The organism is Candidatus Binataceae bacterium, from assembly GCA_036495685.1.
Classification (GTDB): domain Bacteria; phylum Desulfobacterota; class Binatia; order Binatales; family Binataceae; genus JAFAHS01.
On record DASXMJ010000095.1, the window covers coordinates 12,991 to 35,404 of the forward strand.

The window sequence follows — 22,414 nt, forward strand, 5'->3', positions numbered from 1 at the left end:
GCGGTTGGAACCAATAAAAACGGCGTGGAGGTGAGACTCCACGCCGTTCAATGCGGGGATTTGGGAAAGCTACTCGCGCTCCTGGAAGCCTTCGAGGTTGCGGGAGCGACCGGTCTGCCGGAGCTTGCGTAGCGCCTTGGCCTCGATCTGGCGAATGCGCTCGCGGGTGACTGCGAACTGTTTGCCCACTTCTTCGAGCGTGTAGTCGGTCTTCTGCCCGATTCCGAAGCGCATCCGGAGGATCTGCTCTTCGCGGGGGGTGAGGGTCGCGAGTACCTTGCGTGTTTGCTCGCCGAGGTTACCCTGGATGGCGGCTTCGACCGGAGAAGGCGCGAGTTCATCCTCGACAAAATCGCCCAGCGAACTTTCTTCCTCGTCGCCTATCGGGGTCTCCAGCGAGATCGGTTCCTTGACGATCTTGAGGACCTTCTGGACCTTGTCGAGCGGCATTTCCATCTGCTCGGCGATCTCCTCGGGTCCCGGCTCGCGACCCAGCCGCTGCACCAGCAGGCGAGTCACGCGCAGCAGCTTGTTGATGGTTTCGACCATGTGAACCGGAATACGGATCGTGCGGCCCTGGTCTGCGATCGCACGCGACATCGATTGCCGAATCCACCAGGTCGCGTAGGTCGAGAATTTGTATCCGCGCTGATATTCGAACTTGTCGACCGCGCGCATCAGGCCGATATTCCCTTCCTGAATCAGGTCAAGGAATCCGAGCCCGCGGTTGGTGTAGCGCTTCGCCAGGCTCACGACCAGGCGCAGGTTGGCTTCGGTAAGTTCTTTCTTTGCGCGGCGGCTCTTGTCCTGTCCGGCAGCGAGCAGCTCCAGCGAATGGGCAAAGTCCTCGCCCGACGCCTTCACGTGCAGCTCGACGTCCTTCATCCTGCGCTGCGAGGCGCGGATGCGCGTCGCGATGTCGAGCAGGTTTTCGCGGTTCGCGTTGATCTTGAGCACGTGGCGGCGGTCTTCGGCTTCGGCCGCCTCCTTGAGGAGATGCGTCCGCGAACGCCCGGTCGCGTCCTCGTAGCGTTGGATGGTTCGTTGCCCTTCGCGATATTCGGCCAGCAGACTGCGCATCCGATCGATGATCGCTTCGATCAGCCGGCGCGAAAGCGTCATTGCGCGCAGCTCTTTTTTTACCCGCTCCTTGAGACGCAGGTAGACCTTCTCGGTCTTGGTCAGCTTGTGCGGCGCGCCTTTCTTGCGGGCCGGTTTGAGGTTACCGAGGCGCGCTTCGAGCTTCTCGAGCTTGCCGTGAACGTCCTTGAGCTTTTTCAGGTGCAGATGGAGCCGTTTGAGCTGGCGCTCATCGGCCTCGGGCCCGCGTTCCTCGTCCGGGTCGGCGTTGGCATCTTCGGTGTCTTCAAAGATGTCGCGGATGTCAGCGTCGCCGGCCTCGATGGCGTCGCCGAGTTTGATCACATACTCGAGCATGACCGGAGAGCTGAGAACTTCCTCTTCGACCTCGTTCTCGCCCGCCTCGATGCGCTTGGCGATTTCCACTTCCTGCTCACGCGAGAGCAGTTGGAAATTGCCCATCTCCTTGAGGTACAAGCGAACGGGGTCGGACGATTCTCCCAGGTTGTCCGCTGGTTCGGCCTGCTCCTCGGGCTCTTCTTTCGTCTCCGCCTCGGTATCGGTATCCGCACCCTCGGCCGGGACTTCCTCGAGCACCTTGATGTCGAGGTCCTCGAAGCTGTCGAGTGCTGCGCGCAGATCGGTTGGGGTTGAGACGTCCTGGGGCAGAAAGTCGTTGACCTGCTCGAACGTCAGGTAGCCCTGCTCACGCCCCAAATCTACTAGTCCCTGCAGATCTTTACCTTCGTACTTCTGTTTCATGCTTTCTTCACGTACCGAGCCGCGCCGGCTGCGGGAGCCGGGCTCACGGCTTCAATCGGGCCGATAGGCCACCGTGGCCGCGGATGGAACTGCCTCATTAATACAGACGATCTCGAAAAGGCAAGCTAGACGCGTCGAAATTTCAAAGCTACGCTGCACGGAACTTCGAGTCAAATGGCAGACGCGCTGGCGGTCCCAATGGTTACCACCAGGGATTCGCCGCGCCCGCGGTCCTGTTACCTTAACATTATAATCATCGTGTAACGGCTTTGCCGCATCCAAGAATGGTAGAAAAACACCGCCATCACTGGAAATGCTTCGCGTTCCCCGCTTATTTTTTGGCGCCGGGTGTCAACCCTTGCCTCTTCACGCGATAATCCTGACCCTCAGCTTCGGCATAATCCTGGTCGGCTCCGAGCTCTTTACCAACGGGGTGGAATGGGCCGGCGAACGGCTATCGATCGCGGAGGCCGCGGTCGGGAGTCTGCTGGCAGCCGTGGGAACGGCCCTGCCGGAGACCTTCATTCCGGCAGTTGCGTTGCTGAGCGGATCCTCCGGTCATCATGCGGTAGGGGTCGGCGCGATCATCGGCGCACCCTTGATGCTGTCGACGGTCGCGTTGTTCGTGATGGGCATCGGCGCCATCGCATATCGCCGGCGCCGCGGCCGAATTGCGCTGCGGGTGGTGCGCAAAGATGCCCGCCGCGACCTCACCTTCTTTTTTTTCATCTTCATGGTTTTCGCGGGCTGTGGCCTCCTGCACCTGAATTCGCTCGTCCGTCATGCACTGGTGGTAGTCGCGCTACTGGTCTACGCAGGGTACGCGATCATGATGCTGCGGCTGAGTCGGGCGGCTGGCGCGGAGATGGACCACGGTTTGTACTTCGAAGCGCTCTTGCGCGGAAATTCGAAGCGACCCCACGCCTGGACGATCGGCGTGCAAGTGGCGGCGGGAGTCCTGGCAATCCTGATCGGCGCCAGGGAGTTCGTTGACCAGATAGTTTTGTTTTCGGCGCATGCCGGGGTTAATCCCGGCGTGCTGTCGCTCGTCCTGAGCCCGCTCGCGACCGAGTTGCCAGAGAAGTACAACTCGGTGGTTTGGATTCGGCAGAGCAAGGACCATCTTGCGTTGGCCAACATCACCGGCGCGATGGTCTTTCAGTCCTGTATACCGGTCGCGCTGGGGCTGGCATTTTCACCCTGGGTGCTGAGCGCCCCGGAGATTCTTGCCAGCGTAATCGCCCTCGCATCCGCGCTGATTCTGTTCATCAATCTGCGCGATTCCGAACTCGGCACGCCGACCCTGATGTTTGGCGGGATCGAATATGCGATCTTTCTGGGCGGCTTGGTTTACCTGGGAATCTTTTGATCTGGGTCTGGGTCTTGCGGTGCGCAGCCGCAAGCGCTTCTTTGATCAGCGTCGCATTTAGGCGCCAAACGAGTATGGAGAGCAGCGGGCGGGAGATCCCGATTTGTCCCAGGCTCGGGCGTCACGGTTGGCCCACCTCCGTGGCGCCTGATTGTTTTGTCTGCCCAATGGAGCCAAACGACCTCGCGGAGTAAATGCTGCCCATATGAGCTCTCATAGCCAGAATGCGCTCGCTCGAATGTCCGCTCTGGCGGCGACGCTGGCAACGCTGTTCGGGAGCGGATGCGCCACGGTGCCGAGTTCTCCAACCACCGCGCCGTTCGAGCAGCATCTCGTCACCAAGCAGAACGACAACCTGACCGTCTCGGTCGCAGTGTTGACCGATGCCGAAGCGGAGCAATATTTCGGTGTCCCACTCGGGAAACACGACGTCCAGGCGGTGTGGCTGAAGGTACACAATCAGACCGACCACCAAATCGGCCTGCTCTACCGCAACATGGATCCCGAGTACTTCCCGCCATACGAAGTTGCATACCTCAATCATCGCCCCCTCCAGAGCGAGCGGAACAGGAACCTTGATGAGTTGTTTGATCGATCGCGCTTTCCGGCTTTTGTCGCGCCTGGCGATACCGCCACCGGTTTCGTCTTCACCAGCCGGACGGAGGGTGCGAAATTCGTCAACGTGGAGTTCTGGCACGACCTGGGCCTGACCCGCGACGGGTTTTACATGAAGTTGCCCAGCGGCAAATTTGACTTCGAAGAAGCGGACTTCGCCAACACCTACGCCCCCGGCGAGGTCAAAGCACTCGACCTCGCACAACTTCACCAGCAGCTCGAGGAATTACCCTGCTGCACCTCCGACAGTTCCGGTGGAAAAAACGGTGATCCGGTCAACTTTGTAATGATCGGAGACGAAGACGCGGTAATGGGTGCGCTAGCCGGACAGGGTTGGGATCCCACCCACGTTATCGCTGGGCACTCGGTGGGACTCACGGTCAAATCCTTTCTGTTCGGAAGCGAGTATCGATATTCGCCGGTGAGCCGCCTCTACTACTTCAGCCGTGGCCAGGACCTTGCGCTGCAGAAAATTCGCGGCACGATCCATCAGCGCAACCATCTGCGCCTCTGGCGAGCGCCCCTCAGCTTTCAAGGCAAGGACCTATGGGTCGGGCAAATCAGCCGCGACATTGGAGTGCGTTTCACCTGGGCCACCCCGACTCTGACCACTCATAAGATCGACCCCGACGTGGATGACGCGCGCGAGTACCTGGTGCAAGACATGTTCGCATCCGGATATCTTCAATCACTCGCCTACGTGCGGGGGGTGGGGGCCGCGGCGCGCGAGACGCCGCGCGAGAACCTCACCGGAGACCCATACTTTACCGATGGTCTTCGTGCGGTCATGTTTATTGCGAATCGGCCGGTCCCGATCGACAAAATCACTCTGATCGAGTGGGGAGAGCCGCTTCCGCAAGACTGAGCCAGACTACTTGGATTTGACCGTCAATCGATGACGACGGCGGTTGAAGGTCCGCAGTCGGGCATTGTGTTACAGGAGGCCAAGCATGAAAATCGGCCACGCAGCCCCGCTCTTGCTCATGGGCTGGATCCTGGTGGTGCCGCCCGATTCCACGATTCCTCATTCGGTGGATTCGGAAGCCCCACTGTCCCGTTGGAGCCATATTGCTAAATTTGACAACGCCCCTGACTGCGAAAGATCGCTCGCGGCCCTTAGGAAAAGGAATTCAGATATCCCGGTGCCACTTGACCCGACCGGGGAACTCCGGCGCTTTCAGAGGCGGCAACCGGCTGACCCTCAGCTCGCACTGGCACGGATCCAGAACGCGACCTGCATCGCGACCGATGATCCGCGCATGGCCAAGTAGCGGAAGCGCGACGATGAAACGGATCGAACGATGGATGGCTTCCGCAGCCTTCGCGGTCACACTGCTGCTCTCAGTGACAGGTGAGCCGGCCTATGCCAAATACAAGGTCGATTGCGATGCGGTCATGAATGAGTTTCGTCAGCGGAAGGAACCCAATCAGATAGCATCCGACCTGAACATCCATCAAAGAAGCGTTCACCGCTGCATTCGCGCGGCGGCCAGGGCTCAGCGAAGGGCCCGATCGACCAATAGCAAGTAGCCATCTCAGACCTCCCGCACCCTCCCTTGCGAGCTGCGCCGTCAGCGATGCCCGCAGTTCAAGTAGCTGCTCACTCGCTGTAAATTGATTGGCTCTCCCAACTTGCGGAACCCCCGGCACGCGCCTTCAACAAGTGCGCATAATTTATTGGGGATTCATAAGCAGGTCTCGAAGATGGGGGAGTCCGGGCGGTTGATAGCTGAATAGCAGCGCCCGACGATCGGCGCCCGTCCGGTTGGGCAGCGAGCGGTGCACCAGGAAGGGGCCGAAGAAAATCACCGTGCCCGCTTCGACCGGCACCGGCAACAGCCGCGCGTGGTCGTATTTCGTGGGATCTATTTCCATGCCTCCCAGGCCTTCCAGCGCGCGGCGGCTGGGAAGTCCTTCCCGATGGCTCCCGGGCGCGACTTCCAGGCATCCGTTTTCCACGGTCGCGTCATCGAGAAAGAGCATCGCAGTAGCGACGCGCGCGGCGGCCTTGGTAACGCCCGTCCAATACGGAAAATCCTGATGCAGAATGATCGATCCGCCTTTATGAGCGCGCTTCAGGTTGAGCTTTTCGGTGAAAAGCCTGACGTCCTCTTCCCCAATCAGATCCTTGCAGGGCTCCATAAACCGTCGGTCAAGGGCCCACCGCTGCAGGCTATCGCTCAGATGCGCGAACAGCTCGAGCCCCTGCACCAGGTCGGGATCGCTCGGCTCCCACTTGACGATGGTTTGGAGTTGGCGCTGAAGCTCAAACATGTAGCTGCCGAGGGCGTGTTTGCTACGGCGCTTCTCCATGAGCAGCCGCTCCACCAGCGCCTCACAGGCGTCGCCCATGGCGCGCAGCTCTGCGGTAGCGAAGACCCCGCTGCGCAGCACGAACCCGCGCTCAGCCAGCTCGGCTTTCTCACGCGCGTCCAGTCGCAGCGATTCGCTCATCGAAGCACCTTGTGCAGCCAGTGTCCGCGATTATAGTGGCTAGTATCCGCAAAAACGAATGATCTACCCAAAGCCGGGCGATTTTGAGATCGGATTTTTTCGCGAGCATGGGTGGCTAGTCGTCGAGAATGCGATTCCACCCGAGGTGCTGGTTGAAGTTAGCGAGCGCTGCGAGCCGATACTGCAAAAGAAGCACAAGCTCGCTTTCGATTGGGCGTGGGAAAAAGGGAAGGCCAAGGAAGAGCGCACGTTCAAGATCGTGCAGGGCAGCCCGACGTGGGTTTGGCCCGACATCGCAAAGACCGAGTTTCGCGCGTGGATGCGGTCGTTTGGCTCCGCGCTAATGGGTTCCGAAGTGGAATTCTGGTACGACCAATTCCTCGCTAAGCCCCCACGCGATGGTGCCCCGACCTATTGGCACCAGGATGAGGCTTACTGGGGACGCAATCTTTTCGATCGCGGCATCACCTGCTGGATGCCGCTTCAGGATGTGGATGAGCGTAACGGATGCATGCACTTTATCGACCGCGGCCATCGCAACGGTGTCCTGGTTCATCGCCAGCCCAAGCACGTGCAGAGCGATCTTCTCTTCTGCGAACCGGACGAATCCCGGACGGTACCATGCCCGATACGCGCCGGATGCGTGACATTTCATCACGGCAAGACTCCTCACATGACGCCGGCCAACCGCAGCGACGGATGGCGCCGCGCGGTGACCACCCATATGCGAATTATCGGTACCGGCGGCGAAGGCGATCACTACCCGTGGAAGGTCTACGTCAACCAAATCACGGGAGAGCGGACCCTTCCTGTGTCGCGTTGAGGGAAGTGGGGGAGGCGTGCTTGTGGTTAATGCCTTCTGCTTCCTCTACTCAAACCTAAAGCGCCGGTGCACAATCTGAATTGTGGCCGGCAGTTATCAGGAACTCGCCCAGCGTTTCTACGAAAATCGGCAGCTGTTTGGCGATCCGAACGAGCGGGGGATAGTCGCGGTTGAAATAGCCTCGGCGACCGAAGTCGAGATTTTTCGGCGCCGTGCTGGAAATCTCACCCGCGAACGGCGTCCAATCTGCCTGTTCGTTCTGCTCGACGACCAAACCCGTCTGCGCGGTTTCAAGGGCGCCCTTGAAGTTCGCACGCTCGATGGCGACTTCCGCTTCCGTCACCTGATCACGCTGGCCTCCGGCGATACCCTTGAGGCGCTGAAGCGGCATCTGCGTAACACCACCGGCCAGGCCCCCAACGCCCCGGATGCGGCGTACCTGGCGCTGGCGGATCCAATCGAGCAGCACCTGATGCTCACCGGTACGACCTACTTCACCGGACTGGAGTTCTCCGACCTGGTGCGCGTGCAACTCGATATCGAAACCTACGTCACGCCCGGCTTCGAGTTCCCCTCACCGGCGCGCGAGGGCGACCGGGTCATCGCAATTTCGATCACCGACTCCACCGGCTACCAGCAGCTGCTCAGTGGCAAGGACCTCGACGAGCGCACCATGCTCGAGGAGCTGGTCCGCATCATCGCGGAGCGCGACCCCGACGTCATCGAAGGCCACAACCTGTTTCGCTTCGATTTCGAATACCTGGAGGCACGCGCGCGCCGGCATCGGGTTAAGCTCGCGTTGGGGCGCGATGGATCCGAGCTGCGTGCGCGACCGTCGCGCCTGCAAATCGCGGAGCGTTCGATCGCCTACCGCCGTTACGACATCTACGGTCGCAACATCATCGACACCTGGATTCTGGCCCAACACTACGATATTTCGAGCCGCGAACTGGAAGGGTTTGGCCTCAAACAGCTGGCGCAGCATTTTGGCATTGCGCGCGAAGCGCGGGTGTATATCGATGCGTCGCGGGTGAGCGAGTATTTCGATCGCGAGCCGGAGACCCTCTTCGAGTACGCACTCGACGATGCGCGCGAGACGCGCGGGTTGGCCGAGATTCTCTCGCCCAGCTACTTCGTGCAGGCGAAGATTTTTCCGTACTCGTACCAAACCGTGGTCCTGCGCGGTAACGCCACGCGCATCGATGCGCTCATGATGCGCGCGTATCTGGCCGCCGGGCATTCGATTCCGGCGCCCCAGCCACCCGCACCGGTTGCCGGCGGCTACACGGAGATGCGCCGCTGCGGGGTAGCGCGCGGCGTCCTGCATTGCGACGTGACCTCGTTGTACCCATCGCTGATGCTGCAATACCATCAAGCGCCCTCGGCGGACCGACTGGGCGTGTTCCTCAAGCTGCTCGGTGACCTGCGCAGCTTTCGGGTGCAGGCCAAGGCGCTCGCGCGCGAGCTGGACGGCGTGGAGCGGCGCAACCTGGAGGCACTGCAGCAGACCTTCAAGATTCTCATCAACTCGTTTTACGGTTACCTGGGCTTCGGACTCGGGCACTTCAACGACTTCGCGGTGGCCAACGAGGTCACGCGCCGCGGACGCGAACTGATCCGCGGGGCGGTCGAGGAGCTGGAAAGGCTCGGCGCACAGGTCGTCGAGGTCGATACCGATGGAATCTACTTCGTGCCGCCGGTCGGTGTGACCGATGAAGCCGGCGCGGACGCGCTCATCGACCAGCTCGCCGTGCTACTGCCAGAGGGAATCCGCCTCGAAATCGATGGGCGATATCCGGCGATGTTCAGCTACAAGATGAAGAACTACGTGCTGCTCGACGAGGCGGGCGAGATGACGATTCGCGGCTCGGGGCTTAAATCACGCGGACTCGAGCGCTTCCAGCGCCGCTTCATGGAGGAAATCTTCCGGCTCCTGATGGAAGACCGGCCCACGGAAATCAGCAAGCTGCACGATGACTACCGGGGGCGTCTGGAAAGGCACGAAATCGGAATCGCGGAGCTGATGAAGACCGAGACGCTGCAGGACTCGCTGGACAACTATCGCAGCAAGATCTCGGGCAAGCGCCGCAACCTATCCGCGGCGTATGAACTGGCGCTCAAATCGGAGCGGCGCTACCAGAGCGGCGACCAGATTTCCTACTACGTGACCGGCCGAGGTCTCCGCAACCGGGTCGCGGAAGCGGCACGCCTGGCATCCGAGTACGACCCCGCGCGACCGGACGAAAACGTCCTCTATTACCAGGCAAAACTGGCCGAGCTGTACGACAAGTTTCGCATCTTCGCCGAACGTCCGGGATTGTTTATCCCGGCGCCCGAACCGGAAGAGGGTGAGGCCCCCGAGCAGCAGCAGTTGCTGCTCGAATGAGGGTGCCACAGGCCGGTCAGAAAGGTCGGTCCCCGCAAGAGCAGGGCGCTCCTTGTAGCGGACGAAGGTGGAATGAATCGCTCCGACCGGATGCGTGACCTTCGGCAGCGCTCGACAATCAGGAATCTTGGGAGAGCAGACTAAGCCGCTTCGGGGTCTTCCAGGATTTCCGCGCCCTGCACCACGATCACGCAGCGATCGCCGCCCGGCACCTCGTCGAGTGGCAATCCCACTTCGTCGGCAAATCGCCTACCGACGATGAGCAGGCGGCCCGGCGACTGGCGGAACAACTGATGCAGACTGTGCTCGGTAAGCACGTCGCTGTGAAACAACGGCGAGCCCATCTCGGAGCGGGCCTGGCGGGCCATCGCGACCAGCTCCGGATCGGGATGCGGCGTCATTCGCTTCGAGACCAGCAGCGCGCGCAGTTTGCACTGTTTGCGCTGCGCGATGCGCATGGCGAGGGCCAATGCCGCGCGCCCGTCAGTGCCGGTATCAATGGCGGCGAAAACGCGCTCGATGGGCCGGTCGGTACCCTGAATGAAAACGCCGACATTGATGGCCAGCGGCTTTGCCTTGGAAAAAACATCGCGCACGACGCCGCCCATCGTGTTGCCACCCTTGGCGTTGCGATGATAGCCGAGCAGAATCCACGCGACTCGAGCCTCTTCCGCAGCGGTGATGATGTCGACGGCAGGATGTTCCGTCCATGCAGCTTGTGCGCCGATGGTGATGCCGTGCGCCTGCGCGTACTGCACCGCGGCGCCCAGAGCTGCCGTCGGTGGGACCGCATCGGGGTCGACGCCACCCTCGCGGCGAACCAGCGCCAGTACGCGCGGAGGAGGTTCGTCGGGATCGCTCGCCGCAAACGCGATTGCGAGCAGCGGCGCTACGCCTTCGGGATTGGCAACCGGAACCAGTAATCCTCGTTGGTCTTCAGACGACGTAGGGCGCTTCCTCCGAACACCGCGCGCAGCGCGACACCGTCAAGGCTAGGCGGTCTGGGCAGGTTTTGCCACTGGTCGGCAGGATTGACTCAGGCTTGCTTCATTGTGCATTAGCGGTTGGAGGCGATTGTGCGCGATATTGCTTGAGAAACAGGAGGGACGGCGTATGCCCGACGCAAAACCGGAAGTGAATTGGGACAAGGTCAAGAAGTTTTCCGCCCAGGTCTCCAACGATATCGGAGCGGCGATGCTCGGCGCCATGAGTTATATCGGCGACCGGCTCGGCATCTTCAAAAGTCTCGCCGACGGCGTCCCCCTGAGCTCCGTAGAGCTGGCCGAGAAGACCGGGCTTGATGAACGCTATTTGCGGGAGTGGCTCGGCGCGATGACCGCGGCCCAATACCTGAACTACGACCCCGCCTCGAAGCGCTACTCGATGCCGCCTGAAAATGCGATGATCCTGGCGCGCGAGGAGTCGCCCTTTTTCATGGGCGGCTTCATCCAGGGAATCATTCCGAACCTTTCGGTCACCCCCAAGGTGCTGGAAGCCTTCCGCACCGGCAAGGGCGTACGCCAGAGCGAGTACCCGCCGGAGACCTTCGAGTCGATGGAACGATCCACCGCCAACATGTATCGCAACCAGCTGGTGAAGCATTGGCTGCCGGCGATGCCACACGTGGTCAAGACCCTGGAGGAAGGCGGCAGCGCGCTCGATGTCGGATGTGGGAGCGGGCGATGCGCGATCGCGCTGGCGCAAACGTTTCCCAAGGCAGAGATTTTCGGCTACGACGCGCATCCAGGGTCGCTGGAACGGGCACGCAACAATGCGCGCGCGGCGGGTCTCGGCGATCGCATTTCCTTTGAAGTGGTCGATTGCACGCAGTTGCCGGCGGCTAAATTCGATTTCATTTCGACCTTTGACGTGGTGCATGACTCGATCGACCCGGTGGGGCTGCTGCGATCGATTCGCGCCGCACTTCGCCCTGTTGGCACTTATCTGATGGTCGAGGTGAACGTGTCAGCGCGGCTCGAGGACAATATCAGCGCGATGGGCCGGATGATGTATTCGATGAGCACGCTGTACTGCATGAGCGTGTCGCTCGGCGGTGGCGGTGCGGGCATTGGCGCGTGCATGGGGGAGGAAAAGGCGCGCGAGCTGGCCAAGGCTGCGGGCTTTTCCAGCTTCGAGCGCCTGCCGGTGAAGGATTTGTTTTCGGTGCTCTATGAGCTGAAGCCCTAGCGGCCCCAGAAGATCGCGCGCTCGGTCGGCGTCTGTGAGGTGCGCGCGCGACGAGCGGGTCTCCACCGAGGACGGGCGGCCATTGCATGGTCCGGCACCGGGTCGTTCAAGGACGAGACCAAAGGGCGGTGTGAGCGGTGGCTGGCGTCGCGCAATAATTGACTGAGTCAGTCAGTTATTATAAAAACCTCCATGTCGCGACGACGTCCCCCCGACCGCCTCCCGCAGATAATCGATGCCGCCATCGAGGTTTTCATCCGCAAAGGCTACCGGCGCACTCAGATGTCCGACGTGGCGCGTGCCGCAGGCGTTTCCCAGGGCTCGCTGTACAACTACGTCGAGAGCAAGGACGCGCTCTTCTACCTGATTATCGACCGAGGCCTTAGCGATGCTCCCCTGCCCGCGGCTCTCAAGCTTCCGATTAAAACCCCGTCGTTGACCGACACGCTGGTCCGGCTGCGTGTTCGCATCAATTCGCAGCTTGCGTTGCCCGAGCTCGAAAGCGCGCTCACGCGATCCTCGGTCGCGGACCCGCGGGCCGAACTGGAAACGATCGTCCGCCAATATTACGCCGGGGTGGAACGTGTGGGTCGCGGGCTCGACCTGGTAGAACGGTCGGCGGTCGACCTGCCGGAGCTCGCCCAGCTTTTTTACATCGAACGCCGGCGCTCGCTAGTCGCACAGCTCGGAAGATATCTGGAAAGCAGAATCAGGATGGGAGCGGTTCGCCCCCTCCCCGATGTGCCGACCGCCGCGCGTCTCATCCTGGAGACGGTGGTCTGGTTTGCACGCCATCGGCACAACTCGCCGGACTCCGCGATGATCAGCGACGCAGCCGCGCTCGAAACCACTGTCGATTTTCTGGTGAGCGGCCTGCTGGCCCCTCCTGCCCGAGCCACCTCCACCAAACTGAAGGGAAACCCCCAAAGGAGCCAGCTGCACGCAGGCCCGAAGCTGTAGTGAAACCCATGCGATTCTCACGCGAACTCCCTTCCCCGCAGAGGCAGCGCCTTTGCTCCGCGAACTCCGGAGGCTCGGATGACAAGTTTGCGATCGTATCTACTCATGATCATGATTGCCCCGCTGCTGGCTGCACCGGTCTGGGGAGCGGACCAGAGCAAGTCGGTCGAATGGCCCTACTACGGCAACGATCCGGGCGGACAGCGTTTTTCGCCCCTCGACCAGGTCAATCGAGGTAACGTTTCCCAGCTCAAGGTCGCCTGGGTCTACCACACTGGCGACATCTCAAATGGCAACCCCGGTCCCAGCAAGAGCGGCTTTGAGAACACTCCCATCGTGATCGACGGGACGATGTACATCTCGACCCCGTTCTGTCGCGTGATCGCCCTGAATCCCGAAACCGGTACCGAGAAATGGAGTTACGATCCGCAGATCAGGAAGGACCAGCCCTACTCGGAAGGACTGATAAATCGCGGCGTATCCTCGTGGCTCGATCCTGAGCGCAAACCGGGAGAGGCATGCCGGCGCCGAATCTTTATCGCTACCATCGATGCACGGTTAATCGCACTCGACGCCGCCTCGGGAAAACCCTGTTCCGACTTCGGCGGCGCGGGAACCGTGAATCTCAAGAGCGGCGTGAAGAATATCGACCGCATCGGTTACTACGGCGAATACGAGGAGACCTCGCCACCCGCGATCATCGACGACCTGGTCATCGTAGGTTCCGCGATCGGTGACAATCGAGCCGTGGATGAGCCGCTCGGGACGGTGCGAGCCTTCGACGCGCGCACCGGATCATTGCGGTGGTCATGGAATCCGATCCCACAAGGAGCCGATGACCCGGCGTGGAAGGACTGGAAACCAGAGGACGCACTTCGGACCGGCGCAGGCAACACCTGGGCACCGATCTCGGTCGATCCGCAAAATGAGCTGGTGTTTCTGCCGGTTGCGAGCGCAAGCCCCGACTATTTCGGCGGCGCGCGGCGTGGTTCCGACGTCTATTCAGATTCGCTAGTTGCATTGCACGCACAGACCGGCCGCTTGGCCTGGTACTTCCAGACCACCCACCACGATTTATGGGACTACGACAATCCGTCGCAGCCGTTGCTCGCTACCATACGGCAGGGCGGCGCCGAAATCCGCGCGGTGGTGCAGGGCACCAAGCGCGGCCAACTGTTTGTCTTTAACCGGCTCACCGGAGCGCCGGTGTTTCCCATCATCGAAAAACCGGTGGCGCAATCCGATGCTCGCGGCGAGGAGACCTCACCCACCCAACCTTTCCCGACTTTGCCGCCACCCCTGGTGCCGCAGACTCTGACGGCCGACCAGGCATGGGGCGTGGCCTACTTCGATCGCCGCCAGTGCCGCAAGCGAATGGAAGCATTGCGCTCCGAGGGAATCTTCACGCCCCCTTCAGTTGGTGGTTCGCTAATCATTCCGGGCAATACCGGGGGAATGAACTGGAGCGGCGCCGCGTTCGACCCCCAGCGTCAGATACTAGTCACCAACCTGAATAACCTGGTCGCGGACGTTCACCTGATTCCGCGTCGCGAATTCACCGAGCGGCAAAGCAACTCGCGCGGGTTCGATCTCGAATTTGCCCCACAGTTGGGCGCTTCCTATGGGATGAGCCGCACCTTTCTGCGTTCATCGCTTCTCGGGCTTCCGTGCAATCCGCCGCCCTGGGGCATGCTGGCAGCGGTTGATCTGTCGACGGGTCAGATCCGATGGTCGGTCCCGCTGGGCGACGTGGTGCGCTCGGTTAGTCCTATTCCACTCCCCGATTTTCACTGGGGCGGGCCGAGCCTGGGCGGTGAAATCGTCACCGCCGGCGGGCTGGTCTTTATTGCGGGGGTCCTCGGCGACCCGCATTTCCGCGCATTTGACATCGAAACCGGTCAGTTGCGGTGGACCGGGGACCTGCCAGCGGGAGGCAACGCCACTCCCATGACCTACAGCATCAACGGCCGGCAGTACGTCGTGATCGCGGCGGGCGGTCACGCGAAATTCAACTCGCCACGCAGCGATAGCCTGGTCGCCTTCGCGCTCCCACAAGCAAGCGACACAGCCAGCGCCGGCAATTGAGCGCACTCCGTTCAGGTCGCCGCGCGTTCGCGCTGCGACCTCCGTGCGGTGAAGCGCAGCCCTGTCACCGTCAGCCAGTTCCACCGCGATGAATTCCGCGATTTTCCAGTCCCCGAGAAATCGCGTCCGCCCCGAATTAGCTCGCACCCTTGAATGTTGCCATCCACCACTTGTTACCGTACGGATCACCGATCCCAGCAACTCTGTCGCCCCACGGCATGTCGGCCGGCGCACCCAGCGAGCGAGCGCCGAGACCGAGCGCGCGTTTATATGACGCATCGACGTCCGGCATGTATAGGTATAGGGTCGCCGGCGGAGGCGCGCTGGTGGGAGTTTTGTTCCATTCAGCGAGCGGACCGAACTCACGTGGAATCGATTTTGCGATGCCGAGCATCACGATCGAATCACCGATCTTGATCTCGGCGTGATAGCCATCTTCGTTTCCCGTCCCGGGAAACCGCACTTCGGCATTGAACGCCTGCTTAAGGAATTCGATCAAATCGAGGCGTCCGTAGATGTACGGCGTGACCGTGTGAAAATCTTTTTGCTGGTAGTCAGCCATAGGAATTCTCCCTGACCAATCTGGCTTTTGGCGCCCTTCCCACGTTAAATTGGGGCGACTCTTTGGATTAAAACGATGGCGTTTGAGCCGGTCGGTTTCAAGGGCAAAAAGATTCTCATCACCGGCGCCACCGGCCTGGTGGCGAGGCCCCTGGTGCGTGCGTACGCCCGGGAGGGGACAGTCTATGCGATGGCGCGATACGGGAGAGCGGAAGACCGACGCGCCATGGAAGCGCTGGGCGCAATACCAATCGCCGTCGATCTGGCCCAGCAGGAAAGTCTCGCGGCAGTTCCCGAAGATATCGACTACGTGATCAATTGCGCGGTTGCGCGCAGTGGCAATTTCGATGTGGACTTCCGTGCCAATGCCGACGGGGTTGGCTTCCTGATGGCTCGGTGTCGCAAGGCGATGGCGTTCCTGCACGTCTCCAGCACCGCGGTCTACGAATATCGCGGCCACGCGCCGCGCAAGGAATCCGACCCGCTCGGCGATAACCATCGCGCGATGTTTGCGACCTACTCCATCTCCAAGATCGCCGGCGAAAGGGTGTGCATGTTCGCTGCGCGCCAGTTCGGCATTCCGACTACCATCGCCCGGCTTTGCGTTCCTTATGGTGAGCAGGGCGGCTGGCCGTACTTTCATCTGATGATGATGCGCAACGGCGCGGCCATCGAGGTGCACCCCGAGCGTCCCAACTATTACAACCTGCTGCACGTCGAGGATTGCATCGAAAAGATCCCGCGCCTCTTGGCGGCCGCTACGCGGGAGGTCACCTTGACCAATTTCGCAGGCTCGCCGCGCGTGAGCATCGAGGAATGGTGCGACTATCTGGGTGAGCTGACCGGGCTCAAGCCGCGCTACGTCGACAATCCCAGCGCCTTCGGGAGCTTGTGCACCGACCTGACACGGATGCGCGAACTGGTGGGCGACACTAGGGTTGATTGGCACGCTGGCATCCGCGGCATGATTGCGGCGCTTGCACCAGAACTGTTGGAGCGCGGGTCCAATCGTTCGCCCGCTTAGGCGCCGGTCCAGCACCCGACAGGCGCAGATTGGTTTGCTAGGGGCCGGAACCGTCAGGTTAGGCGACCGCGGAACACCTCCTGCATGGCGGGCAGGATAACCGCCCAATCGGCCACAATCCCGAAGTTCGCGCGCTCGAAGATCGCGGCTTCCGGATCGTTGTTGATTGCGACTACGGTTTCGACGCGTTTGATTCCCACCGTGTGGTTCGGGACCCCGCGAATTCCAATCGCCAGATACAGGCGCGGATCGATAGCTTTGCCGGTGAGTCCCACCTGGAGCTGGCGCGGCACCCATCCAGCGTCCGTCACGCGCCGTGTCGCGCACAGCGCCGCGCGCATCACCCGAGCGAAGTCGGTCGCCCGTGCGACCCCTTCCGGCCCCCCCACCCCGGTTCCCACTCCTACCACCACTTCCGCACCCTCAAGTGGCTCGATCGATTCGTCAAGTAGCGAGTGCTGCGCGACCACCTCGCTGAGCGGCGCTGACAATTGCGGGACGATGGTTTCGACCGCGGCGATGCGCTCCGCACGTGGCTCAGCCAGCTCCAGCATCCCCTGGCGCACCGTCGCCATTTGCGGGTAGGTCTTGGAAAGAATGGGCGCGACAATATTTCCGCCGAAGGCTGGTTTGAGCGCGACCATCCGGTCCTGTTCATCTACCTCGAGCCCGATCGCGTCACCGGTGAGTCCCAGCCCCAGCCGCGCGGCAAGCCGCGGCCCCCAATCCCGTCCGCGTTCGCTGGCGGGGAGTAGGAGACCCCATGGCATCCTCTCGCGCACCAGCTGCGCAACTGCCGCGGCCGCGCTGGCCGGCGAATAGGACTCAAGCTCTTGATGGTCGAGCACCATGACGCGGTCCGCTCCATAGCTCGCGACCAATCCCGCGTGCTGCGCGAACGACTTGGGAAAACCGACCGCGACCACGGCCCCACCGAGACTCGCCGCGAGCTGGTCGGCGCGAGAAAGAAGCTCGAGCGAGCCGCGCGTGACATGCCCGCGCAGGTCCATCTCACATGCAACCCAGACGTCACGCGTGCGTGTCCCGTTGCGGATGCCGGGGGCAACAAGGCGGCGCTCCTTCTTGCGCGGCGTAAGCGCGCCCACTTTATCGAGATTTTCGACCAACGCAGCAGCAGCGCGTTCCGGATCGGCCGCGTCGATGAACTTGCATTCGGTCTTCGGGGTGCGCTGCACGAGCACTTCCTGCACCCAGGTCGGCGACCCCGCAAAGCCAAACGCGTCGCCCGCGCTGCTCAGCTCGCCCGCGCGGACGACCTGAATGGGTTTCGATTTGGCGGCTTCCTGCGCGCCCGGCTTCATCTTTATGGGTTGCGCCACCCGTTCCGCGCAGGTCAGCACCACCGGCATCAGCGCCTTGATCTCTTCGTAGCCCTCATCGCTTTCGCGCTCGGCGCGAATGATGCGGCCGTCGATCTCGAGTTTGCGCACCCCGGTAATTTGCGCAGCCGCGATCAGCTCCGCGATTTCGGGACCCACCTGCCCGGTTTCCGCATCGAGCGAATATTTGCCCAGCAGAACCAGGTCGAAGCTCCCACGCGCGAGCCAGGTGGCAAGCGCGCGCGCGGTCGCGAGCGTGTCCGATCCGGCAAAGGCCCGATCTTCCAGGTGCACCGCATGGTCCATCCCCATCGCGAGCGCATCGACCAGCGCTTGCCGCGCCTGCGGCGGACCCATCGTCACCACGGTGCACTCGGCGCCGTGCTTGTTCTTCAACTCGACTGCCAGCGAAATCGCGCGAAGGTCGAACGCGCTGATCACAGCGGGCCCATCGCGCTTGATGGTCTTGGTTTCGGCATCGAAGTTCGCGTCTTCGATGAGGGGAATCTGCTTAATGCACACTGCGATTTTGAGCACGAGCATCTCCTGTTTGCCCGAGGCTAATCGACTGCGACGCGCCGATGCAACAAACCCCACTTACGAGCACGCGCTCGATCGGTTAACGTGCGCGAAGTGCGGGTGCACCAAAAATCATGGGTGGGCGCGGCGGTCGCGCTGCTAAGTGTCGCGGGCATCTTCGGCTGCGCGCACGGCGCGGTGGCGGCAAGTCGGCAGCGCATCGTGTCGCTCACTCCTTCGGTGACCGAAATACTGTTCGCGCTGGGCGCGGGTGATGAAGTGGTCGGAGTATCGCAATATTCCGACTTCCCACCCGAGGCCACGCGCCTGCCCCGGGTCGGTTCATTTCTGACCCCAAATCTTGAGGCGATCATCGCCTTGCATCCGACCCTCGTGATCGGGATTGGTTTGTCGTCCGAAACGCGACAGATTCGTGCGCTCAGAGAAATGGGTTGCTCTATTCTGACCATCCGCGATGATTCGGTCGCGGAGATCAAGGAGAGTATCCGCGAGGTCGGGCGCAAGACCGACCGCGCGGATGGTGCCCGGAGGTTGCTGGAAAAACTGAATGTACAAATCTCCGAGGTTCGCAGCAGAGTATCCAAACTGCCACGGGTTAGCGTGTTGATGCTGGTGGGGCACGAACCCTTGATTGCGGTCGGACCCGGAACCTTCCTCGATGACCTGCTCAGGCTCTGCAATGCCGATAACATTGCGGATTCGTTGGGGCAGCAGTGGCCCAAACTCAGTATCGAGTACATCATCGCGATGAAACCGCAGGTCATACTCGACGGGCAGATGGGCTCCGACCCCGCCGCTCCCGCGCGGTTCTGGCAGAAGTATCCCACCATTCCCGCAGTGCAAAACCGCCGTGTCTACGGCTACTCCAGCGATCGGGTTCTGCATGCCGGCCCGCGGATTGGAACTTCCCTGGAAATGCTCGCCGCATTGATTCACCCGGAAACGTTCCCCGCATCGACGACGGCGCGAGGCGAAACCCGGTGACGACGCCGTCCGCGAATGCCGTGCGTCACAACCCCATCGCGGGTGCGTACCTCACCACCTCAAGGATGGTCTCGGTGCTCATGCTGCTCACGCTCCTGCTGCTTGCGACCATGCTGGTCGCGGCCAAGTTCGGGAGCGTGCATATAAGTCTGGTGAGCGCTTTCGCCGACGCGTCGAGCTCCGATCATGCGATTTTTTTCGCCGCCCGCCTGCCGCGACTAATAATGGCGGTCATCGTGGGCGCGGTGCTCGCGGCGGTGGGCGCCGCTCTGCAGGCGCTGGTGCGCAATCCCTTGGCTGAGGGTGGAATACTTGGCATCTCGGGCGGGGGCGCGCTTGGTGCGATTGTCGCGTTGGTGTTTCTGAGCGGGATCGGCGCATCCGAAACCACGGTAGTGCCGCTGGTTGCGTTCGGTGCCGCGCTGCTTTCGACCGTGGCCGTCTATCGGCTGGCGGAAGTGGAAGGGCAGCTCGAGCCATTTACGCTCCTGCTGGTCGGCGTGATTTTCAACGCGTTCTGGGGCGCCGCCATCATGGTAGTCAACAGTGTGGTCAATTTTTACTATGCGCACACGATCCTGTTCTGGTTGATGGGCAGCCTGGAGGCGCCGACCTGGCACGAAGTTGTGCTGGTTGCGGTGCTGGGCTTCGGCGGCTTTGTCGCGCTCATGTTCTATGCACGCGACATGAACCTGCTGAGCCTCGGCGACGAAGCCGCGGCCGAGCTGGGGGTGGACGTGGACTTCCTGCGCCGGCTTATCTTCGTGGCCACCTCGGTGATGGTCGGCGCGGTGGTTTCGGTAAGCGGCATCATCGCTTTCGTCGGACTGATCGTCCCGCATATGCTGCGGATTACATTTGGCTCCGATCACCGATTGCTGATCCCTGCTTCGCTGATCGGCGGTGCGGCCTTCATGGTAATCGCGGACCTGATTGCACGCGTTGCAATCGCGCCCGCGGAAATTCCAGTCGGAGCGATCACCGCGCTGTTCGGGGGTCCGTTCTTCGTTTACATGCTGCGGCGCGAAGGCGGAAAGCCGCTGGGACTGTGAGCACCGGCGCGGCCCCTCAGGATTCTGCCCTCACCGCGCGCGACCTGTGGGCGGGCTATGCGAGTGTGCCGGTGCTGCGCGGAGTCTCGCTCGAAGTCGTGCCCGGGGAGCTGCTCGCAATTGTCGGTCCCAACGGCAGCGGAAAGTCGACGTTGCTCCGAGTGCTCGGCGGCACGATGCGCCCGTGGCAGGGAAGCGTTGAGCTCCAAGGCCGACCCCTTAAGGGGCTGCAGCGTCGCGTGATCGCGCGCGAGATCGCCACCGTCGCCCAGGAGAATACGGTCGCGTTCCGGTTCACCGTGCTGGAAATCGTGCTGATGGGCCGCGCACCGCATTTAGGCGCGTTTCGCTTCGAGAGCCGTCACGATCTGGAGATCGCACAGGCGGCGCTCGCGCGCTTCGATCTTTTGCTGCTTGCGCATCGCCACATCGAGGAATTGTCGGGTGGCGAGCGCAAGCGCGTGTTCCTGGCGCGCGCGCTCACCCAGCAGCCGCGTGTCATGCTGCTCGACGAACCGACCGCATTCCTGGACCTCAAGCACGTGGTGGGAATTTTCTCGCGCTTCCGGGAATTGGCGACAGCACGTGGCCTGGCCGTGGTAGCGACCCTGCACGATCTGAATGCCGCGGCAGCGTATGCCGACCGGGTGATGCTGCTCAAGGCGGGCGAGGTGGTCGGCTACGGTACGCCCTCCGAAGTTCTAACCGAGAGCAATCTGAGATCGGTCTACGAAACCGAAATCTACGTGGGAAAAAACCCGGTCACGGGTCAGCTGACGATCCTGCCGGCGCACATTCCTCGTATGACTCCTCAGTAATCGTCAAACGGAGTGTTTGAATTACCTTTTGCGAGTCTCTTGGGTTCGCTCCTCGTTTCTCACCACGGCCGACGGAACAGCCTAGAAGCCCAATCCATAGAGCTGTGCCGCGTTATCGTGGGTGAGCTTCCTGCGCATCTCCGCGGACAGCGACCTCATCTGCCGCTCGATGGTGGCACGCGAGTTCGGCCAGGTGCTGTCGGGATGCGGATAGTCGGAGGCCCACATCAGGTGTCCATCGCCGAAAAATGGCAGCAGCGACATCGCGACATGATCTTCCTGGAAGGTCGTATAGATCTGCCGTCTGAAGAGCTCACTCGGTTTCATCATCAGTGCAATGCCGCCGTGTTGATCCCAGTACTCGCGCGCTTCCCAGAGCCGCCAGTGCCGATAGTCGAGTTCCTGCACGACCCACGGTAGCCAGCCGAGCCCGCTCTCTGCCATCACCAACCGCATCTTCGGATGCCGCTCGAGAATGCCCCACGCGAACAGATCGACGAACGGATCGAGGAACTGTTCAATAAACGCCTTGGTCGCGGTGAATGCGCTAGCGGGTTTGCCGGCCGCCGGGTCATTGGGAACGCCGAAAAACACGGTCACGTGGAAGGAGAGAATAAGCCCGCTCTCCTCGAGTGCGCTCCAAAACGGTTCCCAGGCTCGATCGTGAAGACGTGGCCTGACGTTGGCGATCTGAAGGTTCGCCTGGCGAAAACCTCCTCGGGCGGCCAGCCGCAGCATCTCCTTCAAAGCCGCCTCGGGGGACTCGGGCAGCATCGCCACGCTAATCAGGCGATCCGGAGCCGCGGCGCAAAACTCCGCCAGCCAGTCGTTGTAGGCGCGATAGCAGTCGTCGCGCAGCGCCGGATCCTCGCCGATGATCGAGACGACCGGACCGAACATCACGTGGGTTTGCACCCCGTCGCGGTCCATGTCGGCCAGCCGCAACGCGGCAACCCCGGGACGGCGGGCGCTCTGTTCGCTGATCCCGCTGCGGTCGAAGGCATTGATTACCGGGCTCGGCGGCCTCGCCGCTCCAGACGCGGGACGCTTGCCGAACCACGGACCCCAAACCTTGCCTTCGCACAGCCACACCGCGCGTCCATCGCGCTCCTCCACCCGGGGTGCACGATCGCGCATCGACGACACCAGGCGCTGTATCCACAGGTCGTCGGGCAGCAACCTCAGTCACCCAACCCACCGATAAACCCTGGAAAGGCAGAGCCGCCGGCGTAAGAGATTCGTTCGGCAACATTTGGTACATCGAGACCTACCAAGGCTGAGGAGAACGCTCGAAAAAACGGTGTGAGAGCTGCCCCTCGTCCACCGAGGGCCAACTTGCTCAACCCCGAGCTCCTCTTGAAGGGCAGGACGTAG

18 protein-coding genes are annotated in these 22,414 nt (G+C 61.8%); 12 read left to right on the forward strand and 6 right to left on the reverse strand.

Going from position 1 to position 22,414, the window contains the following annotated elements; genetic code table 11:
* Positions 1–69: 69 nt before the first annotated feature.
* On the reverse strand, positions 70–1,842 hold the full coding sequence (gene rpoD / locus VGI36_10245) for an RNA polymerase sigma factor RpoD (GenBank protein ID HEY2485520.1): 1,773 nt from the start codon (positions 1,840–1,842) through the stop codon (positions 70–72).
* A gap of 358 nt (positions 1,843–2,200) precedes the next feature.
* Between rpoD and VGI36_10250 the strand changes: the two genes are divergently transcribed.
* From VGI36_10250 to VGI36_10260, 3 genes are all read left to right on the forward strand, one after another.
* Positions 2,201–3,211 carry a hypothetical protein gene (locus VGI36_10250; GenBank protein HEY2485521.1) on the forward strand — a complete coding sequence of 337 codons (1,011 nt, stop codon included), beginning with the start codon at positions 2,201–2,203 and terminating at the stop codon, positions 3,209–3,211.
* 205 nt (positions 3,212–3,416) lie between these two features.
* Entirely contained in the window at positions 3,417–4,691 is a 1,275-nt protein-coding gene (locus VGI36_10255; protein ID HEY2485522.1) for an LssY C-terminal domain-containing protein, read from the forward strand.
* A gap of 419 nt (positions 4,692–5,110) precedes the next feature.
* A complete protein-coding gene (locus VGI36_10260) occupies positions 5,111–5,356 on the forward strand; it encodes a hypothetical protein (GenBank protein HEY2485523.1) in 246 nt (81 codons plus the stop codon).
* 144 nt (positions 5,357–5,500) lie between these two features.
* Here VGI36_10260 and VGI36_10265 read toward each other — a convergent pair whose 3' ends face one another.
* Entirely contained in the window at positions 5,501–6,280 is a 780-nt protein-coding gene (locus VGI36_10265; protein ID HEY2485524.1) for a phytanoyl-CoA dioxygenase family protein, read from the reverse strand.
* 58 nt (positions 6,281–6,338) lie between these two features.
* On the opposite strand from VGI36_10265, the gene VGI36_10270 reads away from it, so the two are divergent.
* Both VGI36_10270 and VGI36_10275 read left to right on the forward strand, forming a co-directional pair.
* On the forward strand, positions 6,339–7,103 hold the full coding sequence (locus tag VGI36_10270) for a phytanoyl-CoA dioxygenase family protein (protein HEY2485525.1): 765 nt from the start codon (positions 6,339–6,341) through the stop codon (positions 7,101–7,103).
* 82 nt (positions 7,104–7,185) lie between these two features.
* A complete protein-coding gene (locus VGI36_10275) occupies positions 7,186–9,489 on the forward strand; it encodes a DNA polymerase domain-containing protein (protein ID HEY2485526.1) in 2,304 nt (767 codons plus the stop codon).
* A gap of 140 nt (positions 9,490–9,629) precedes the next feature.
* Here the strand turns inward: VGI36_10275 and VGI36_10280 are convergent, their stop codons facing one another.
* Complete coding sequence (locus VGI36_10280) at positions 9,630–10,247, reverse strand: hypothetical protein (GenBank protein HEY2485527.1); 618 nt, start codon at positions 10,245–10,247, stop codon at positions 9,630–9,632.
* A gap of 355 nt (positions 10,248–10,602) precedes the next feature.
* Here VGI36_10280 and VGI36_10285 point away from each other — a divergent pair, with 355 nt between their 5' ends.
* From VGI36_10285 to VGI36_10295, 3 genes are all read left to right on the forward strand, one after another.
* Positions 10,603–11,676 (forward strand): methyltransferase domain-containing protein, encoded by a 1,074-nt coding sequence (locus VGI36_10285; GenBank protein ID HEY2485528.1) that lies wholly within the window; start codon positions 10,603–10,605, stop codon positions 11,674–11,676.
* 192 nt (positions 11,677–11,868) lie between these two features.
* The gene (locus VGI36_10290; protein ID HEY2485529.1) at positions 11,869–12,636 is read left to right on the forward strand and encodes a helix-turn-helix domain-containing protein; all 768 of its coding nucleotides are present in this window, start codon (positions 11,869–11,871) and stop codon (positions 12,634–12,636) included.
* Between the two features lie 78 nt (positions 12,637–12,714).
* Positions 12,715–14,721 carry a pyrroloquinoline quinone-dependent dehydrogenase gene (locus VGI36_10295; GenBank protein ID HEY2485530.1) on the forward strand — a complete coding sequence of 669 codons (2,007 nt, stop codon included), beginning with the start codon at positions 12,715–12,717 and terminating at the stop codon, positions 14,719–14,721.
* Between the two features lie 136 nt (positions 14,722–14,857).
* Here VGI36_10295 and VGI36_10300 read toward each other — a convergent pair whose 3' ends face one another.
* A complete protein-coding gene (locus tag VGI36_10300; GenBank protein HEY2485531.1) occupies positions 14,858–15,283 on the reverse strand; it encodes a VOC family protein in 426 nt (141 codons plus the stop codon).
* Positions 15,284–15,358: 75 nt separating this feature from the next.
* Between VGI36_10300 and VGI36_10305 the strand changes: the two genes are divergently transcribed.
* On the forward strand, positions 15,359–16,306 hold the full coding sequence (locus VGI36_10305) for an NAD(P)-dependent oxidoreductase (protein ID HEY2485532.1): 948 nt from the start codon (positions 15,359–15,361) through the stop codon (positions 16,304–16,306).
* A 53-nt stretch (positions 16,307–16,359) separates the two neighbouring features.
* Here the strand turns inward: VGI36_10305 and VGI36_10310 are convergent, their stop codons facing one another.
* The gene (locus VGI36_10310) at positions 16,360–18,183 is read right to left on the reverse strand and encodes an FAD-binding protein (protein ID HEY2485533.1); all 1,824 of its coding nucleotides are present in this window, start codon (positions 18,181–18,183) and stop codon (positions 16,360–16,362) included.
* A 102-nt stretch (positions 18,184–18,285) separates the two neighbouring features.
* Here VGI36_10310 and VGI36_10315 point away from each other — a divergent pair, with 102 nt between their 5' ends.
* From VGI36_10315 to VGI36_10325, 3 genes are read left to right on the forward strand one after another with little or no spacing between them, the layout of a single operon-like run.
* Positions 18,286–19,170 carry an ABC transporter substrate-binding protein gene (locus VGI36_10315; protein HEY2485534.1) on the forward strand — a complete coding sequence of 295 codons (885 nt, stop codon included), beginning with the start codon at positions 18,286–18,288 and terminating at the stop codon, positions 19,168–19,170.
* Complete coding sequence (locus tag VGI36_10320; GenBank protein HEY2485535.1) at positions 19,167–20,222, forward strand: iron ABC transporter permease; 1,056 nt, start codon at positions 19,167–19,169, stop codon at positions 20,220–20,222. The genes VGI36_10315 and VGI36_10320 overlap by 4 nt, the downstream gene beginning before the upstream one ends.
* Entirely contained in the window at positions 20,219–21,040 is an 822-nt protein-coding gene (locus VGI36_10325) for an ABC transporter ATP-binding protein (GenBank protein ID HEY2485536.1), read from the forward strand. The genes VGI36_10320 and VGI36_10325 overlap by 4 nt, the downstream gene beginning before the upstream one ends.
* 81 nt (positions 21,041–21,121) lie before the next feature.
* Here the strand turns inward: VGI36_10325 and VGI36_10330 are convergent, their stop codons facing one another.
* Positions 21,122–22,219 carry an amidohydrolase family protein gene (locus tag VGI36_10330; protein ID HEY2485537.1) on the reverse strand — a complete coding sequence of 366 codons (1,098 nt, stop codon included), beginning with the start codon at positions 22,217–22,219 and terminating at the stop codon, positions 21,122–21,124.
* Positions 22,220–22,414 lie beyond the last annotated feature (195 nt).

What these genes read in the sequence shown, in the direction of transcription:
- rpoD (HEY2485520.1), bottom strand. Translation starts at nt 1,842, where the DNA reads ATGAAACAGAAGTACGAAGGTAAAGATCTGCAGGGACTAGTAGATTTG.
- VGI36_10255 (HEY2485522.1), top strand. Translation starts at nt 3,417, where the DNA reads ATGAGCTCTCATAGCCAGAATGCGCTCGCTCGAATGTCCGCTCTGGCG.
- VGI36_10260 (HEY2485523.1), top strand. Translation starts at nt 5,111, where the DNA reads ATGAAACGGATCGAACGATGGATGGCTTCCGCAGCCTTCGCGGTCACA.
- VGI36_10265 (HEY2485524.1), bottom strand. Translation starts at nt 6,280, where the DNA reads ATGAGCGAATCGCTGCGACTGGACGCGCGTGAGAAAGCCGAGCTGGCT.
- VGI36_10270 (HEY2485525.1), top strand. Translation starts at nt 6,339, where the DNA reads ATGATCTACCCAAAGCCGGGCGATTTTGAGATCGGATTTTTTCGCGAG.
- VGI36_10285 (HEY2485528.1), top strand. Translation starts at nt 10,603, where the DNA reads ATGCCCGACGCAAAACCGGAAGTGAATTGGGACAAGGTCAAGAAGTTT.
- VGI36_10290 (HEY2485529.1), top strand. Translation starts at nt 11,869, where the DNA reads ATGTCGCGACGACGTCCCCCCGACCGCCTCCCGCAGATAATCGATGCC.
- VGI36_10295 (HEY2485530.1), top strand. Translation starts at nt 12,715, where the DNA reads ATGACAAGTTTGCGATCGTATCTACTCATGATCATGATTGCCCCGCTG.
- VGI36_10300 (HEY2485531.1), bottom strand. Translation starts at nt 15,283, where the DNA reads ATGGCTGACTACCAGCAAAAAGATTTTCACACGGTCACGCCGTACATC.
- VGI36_10305 (HEY2485532.1), top strand. Translation starts at nt 15,359, where the DNA reads ATGGCGTTTGAGCCGGTCGGTTTCAAGGGCAAAAAGATTCTCATCACC.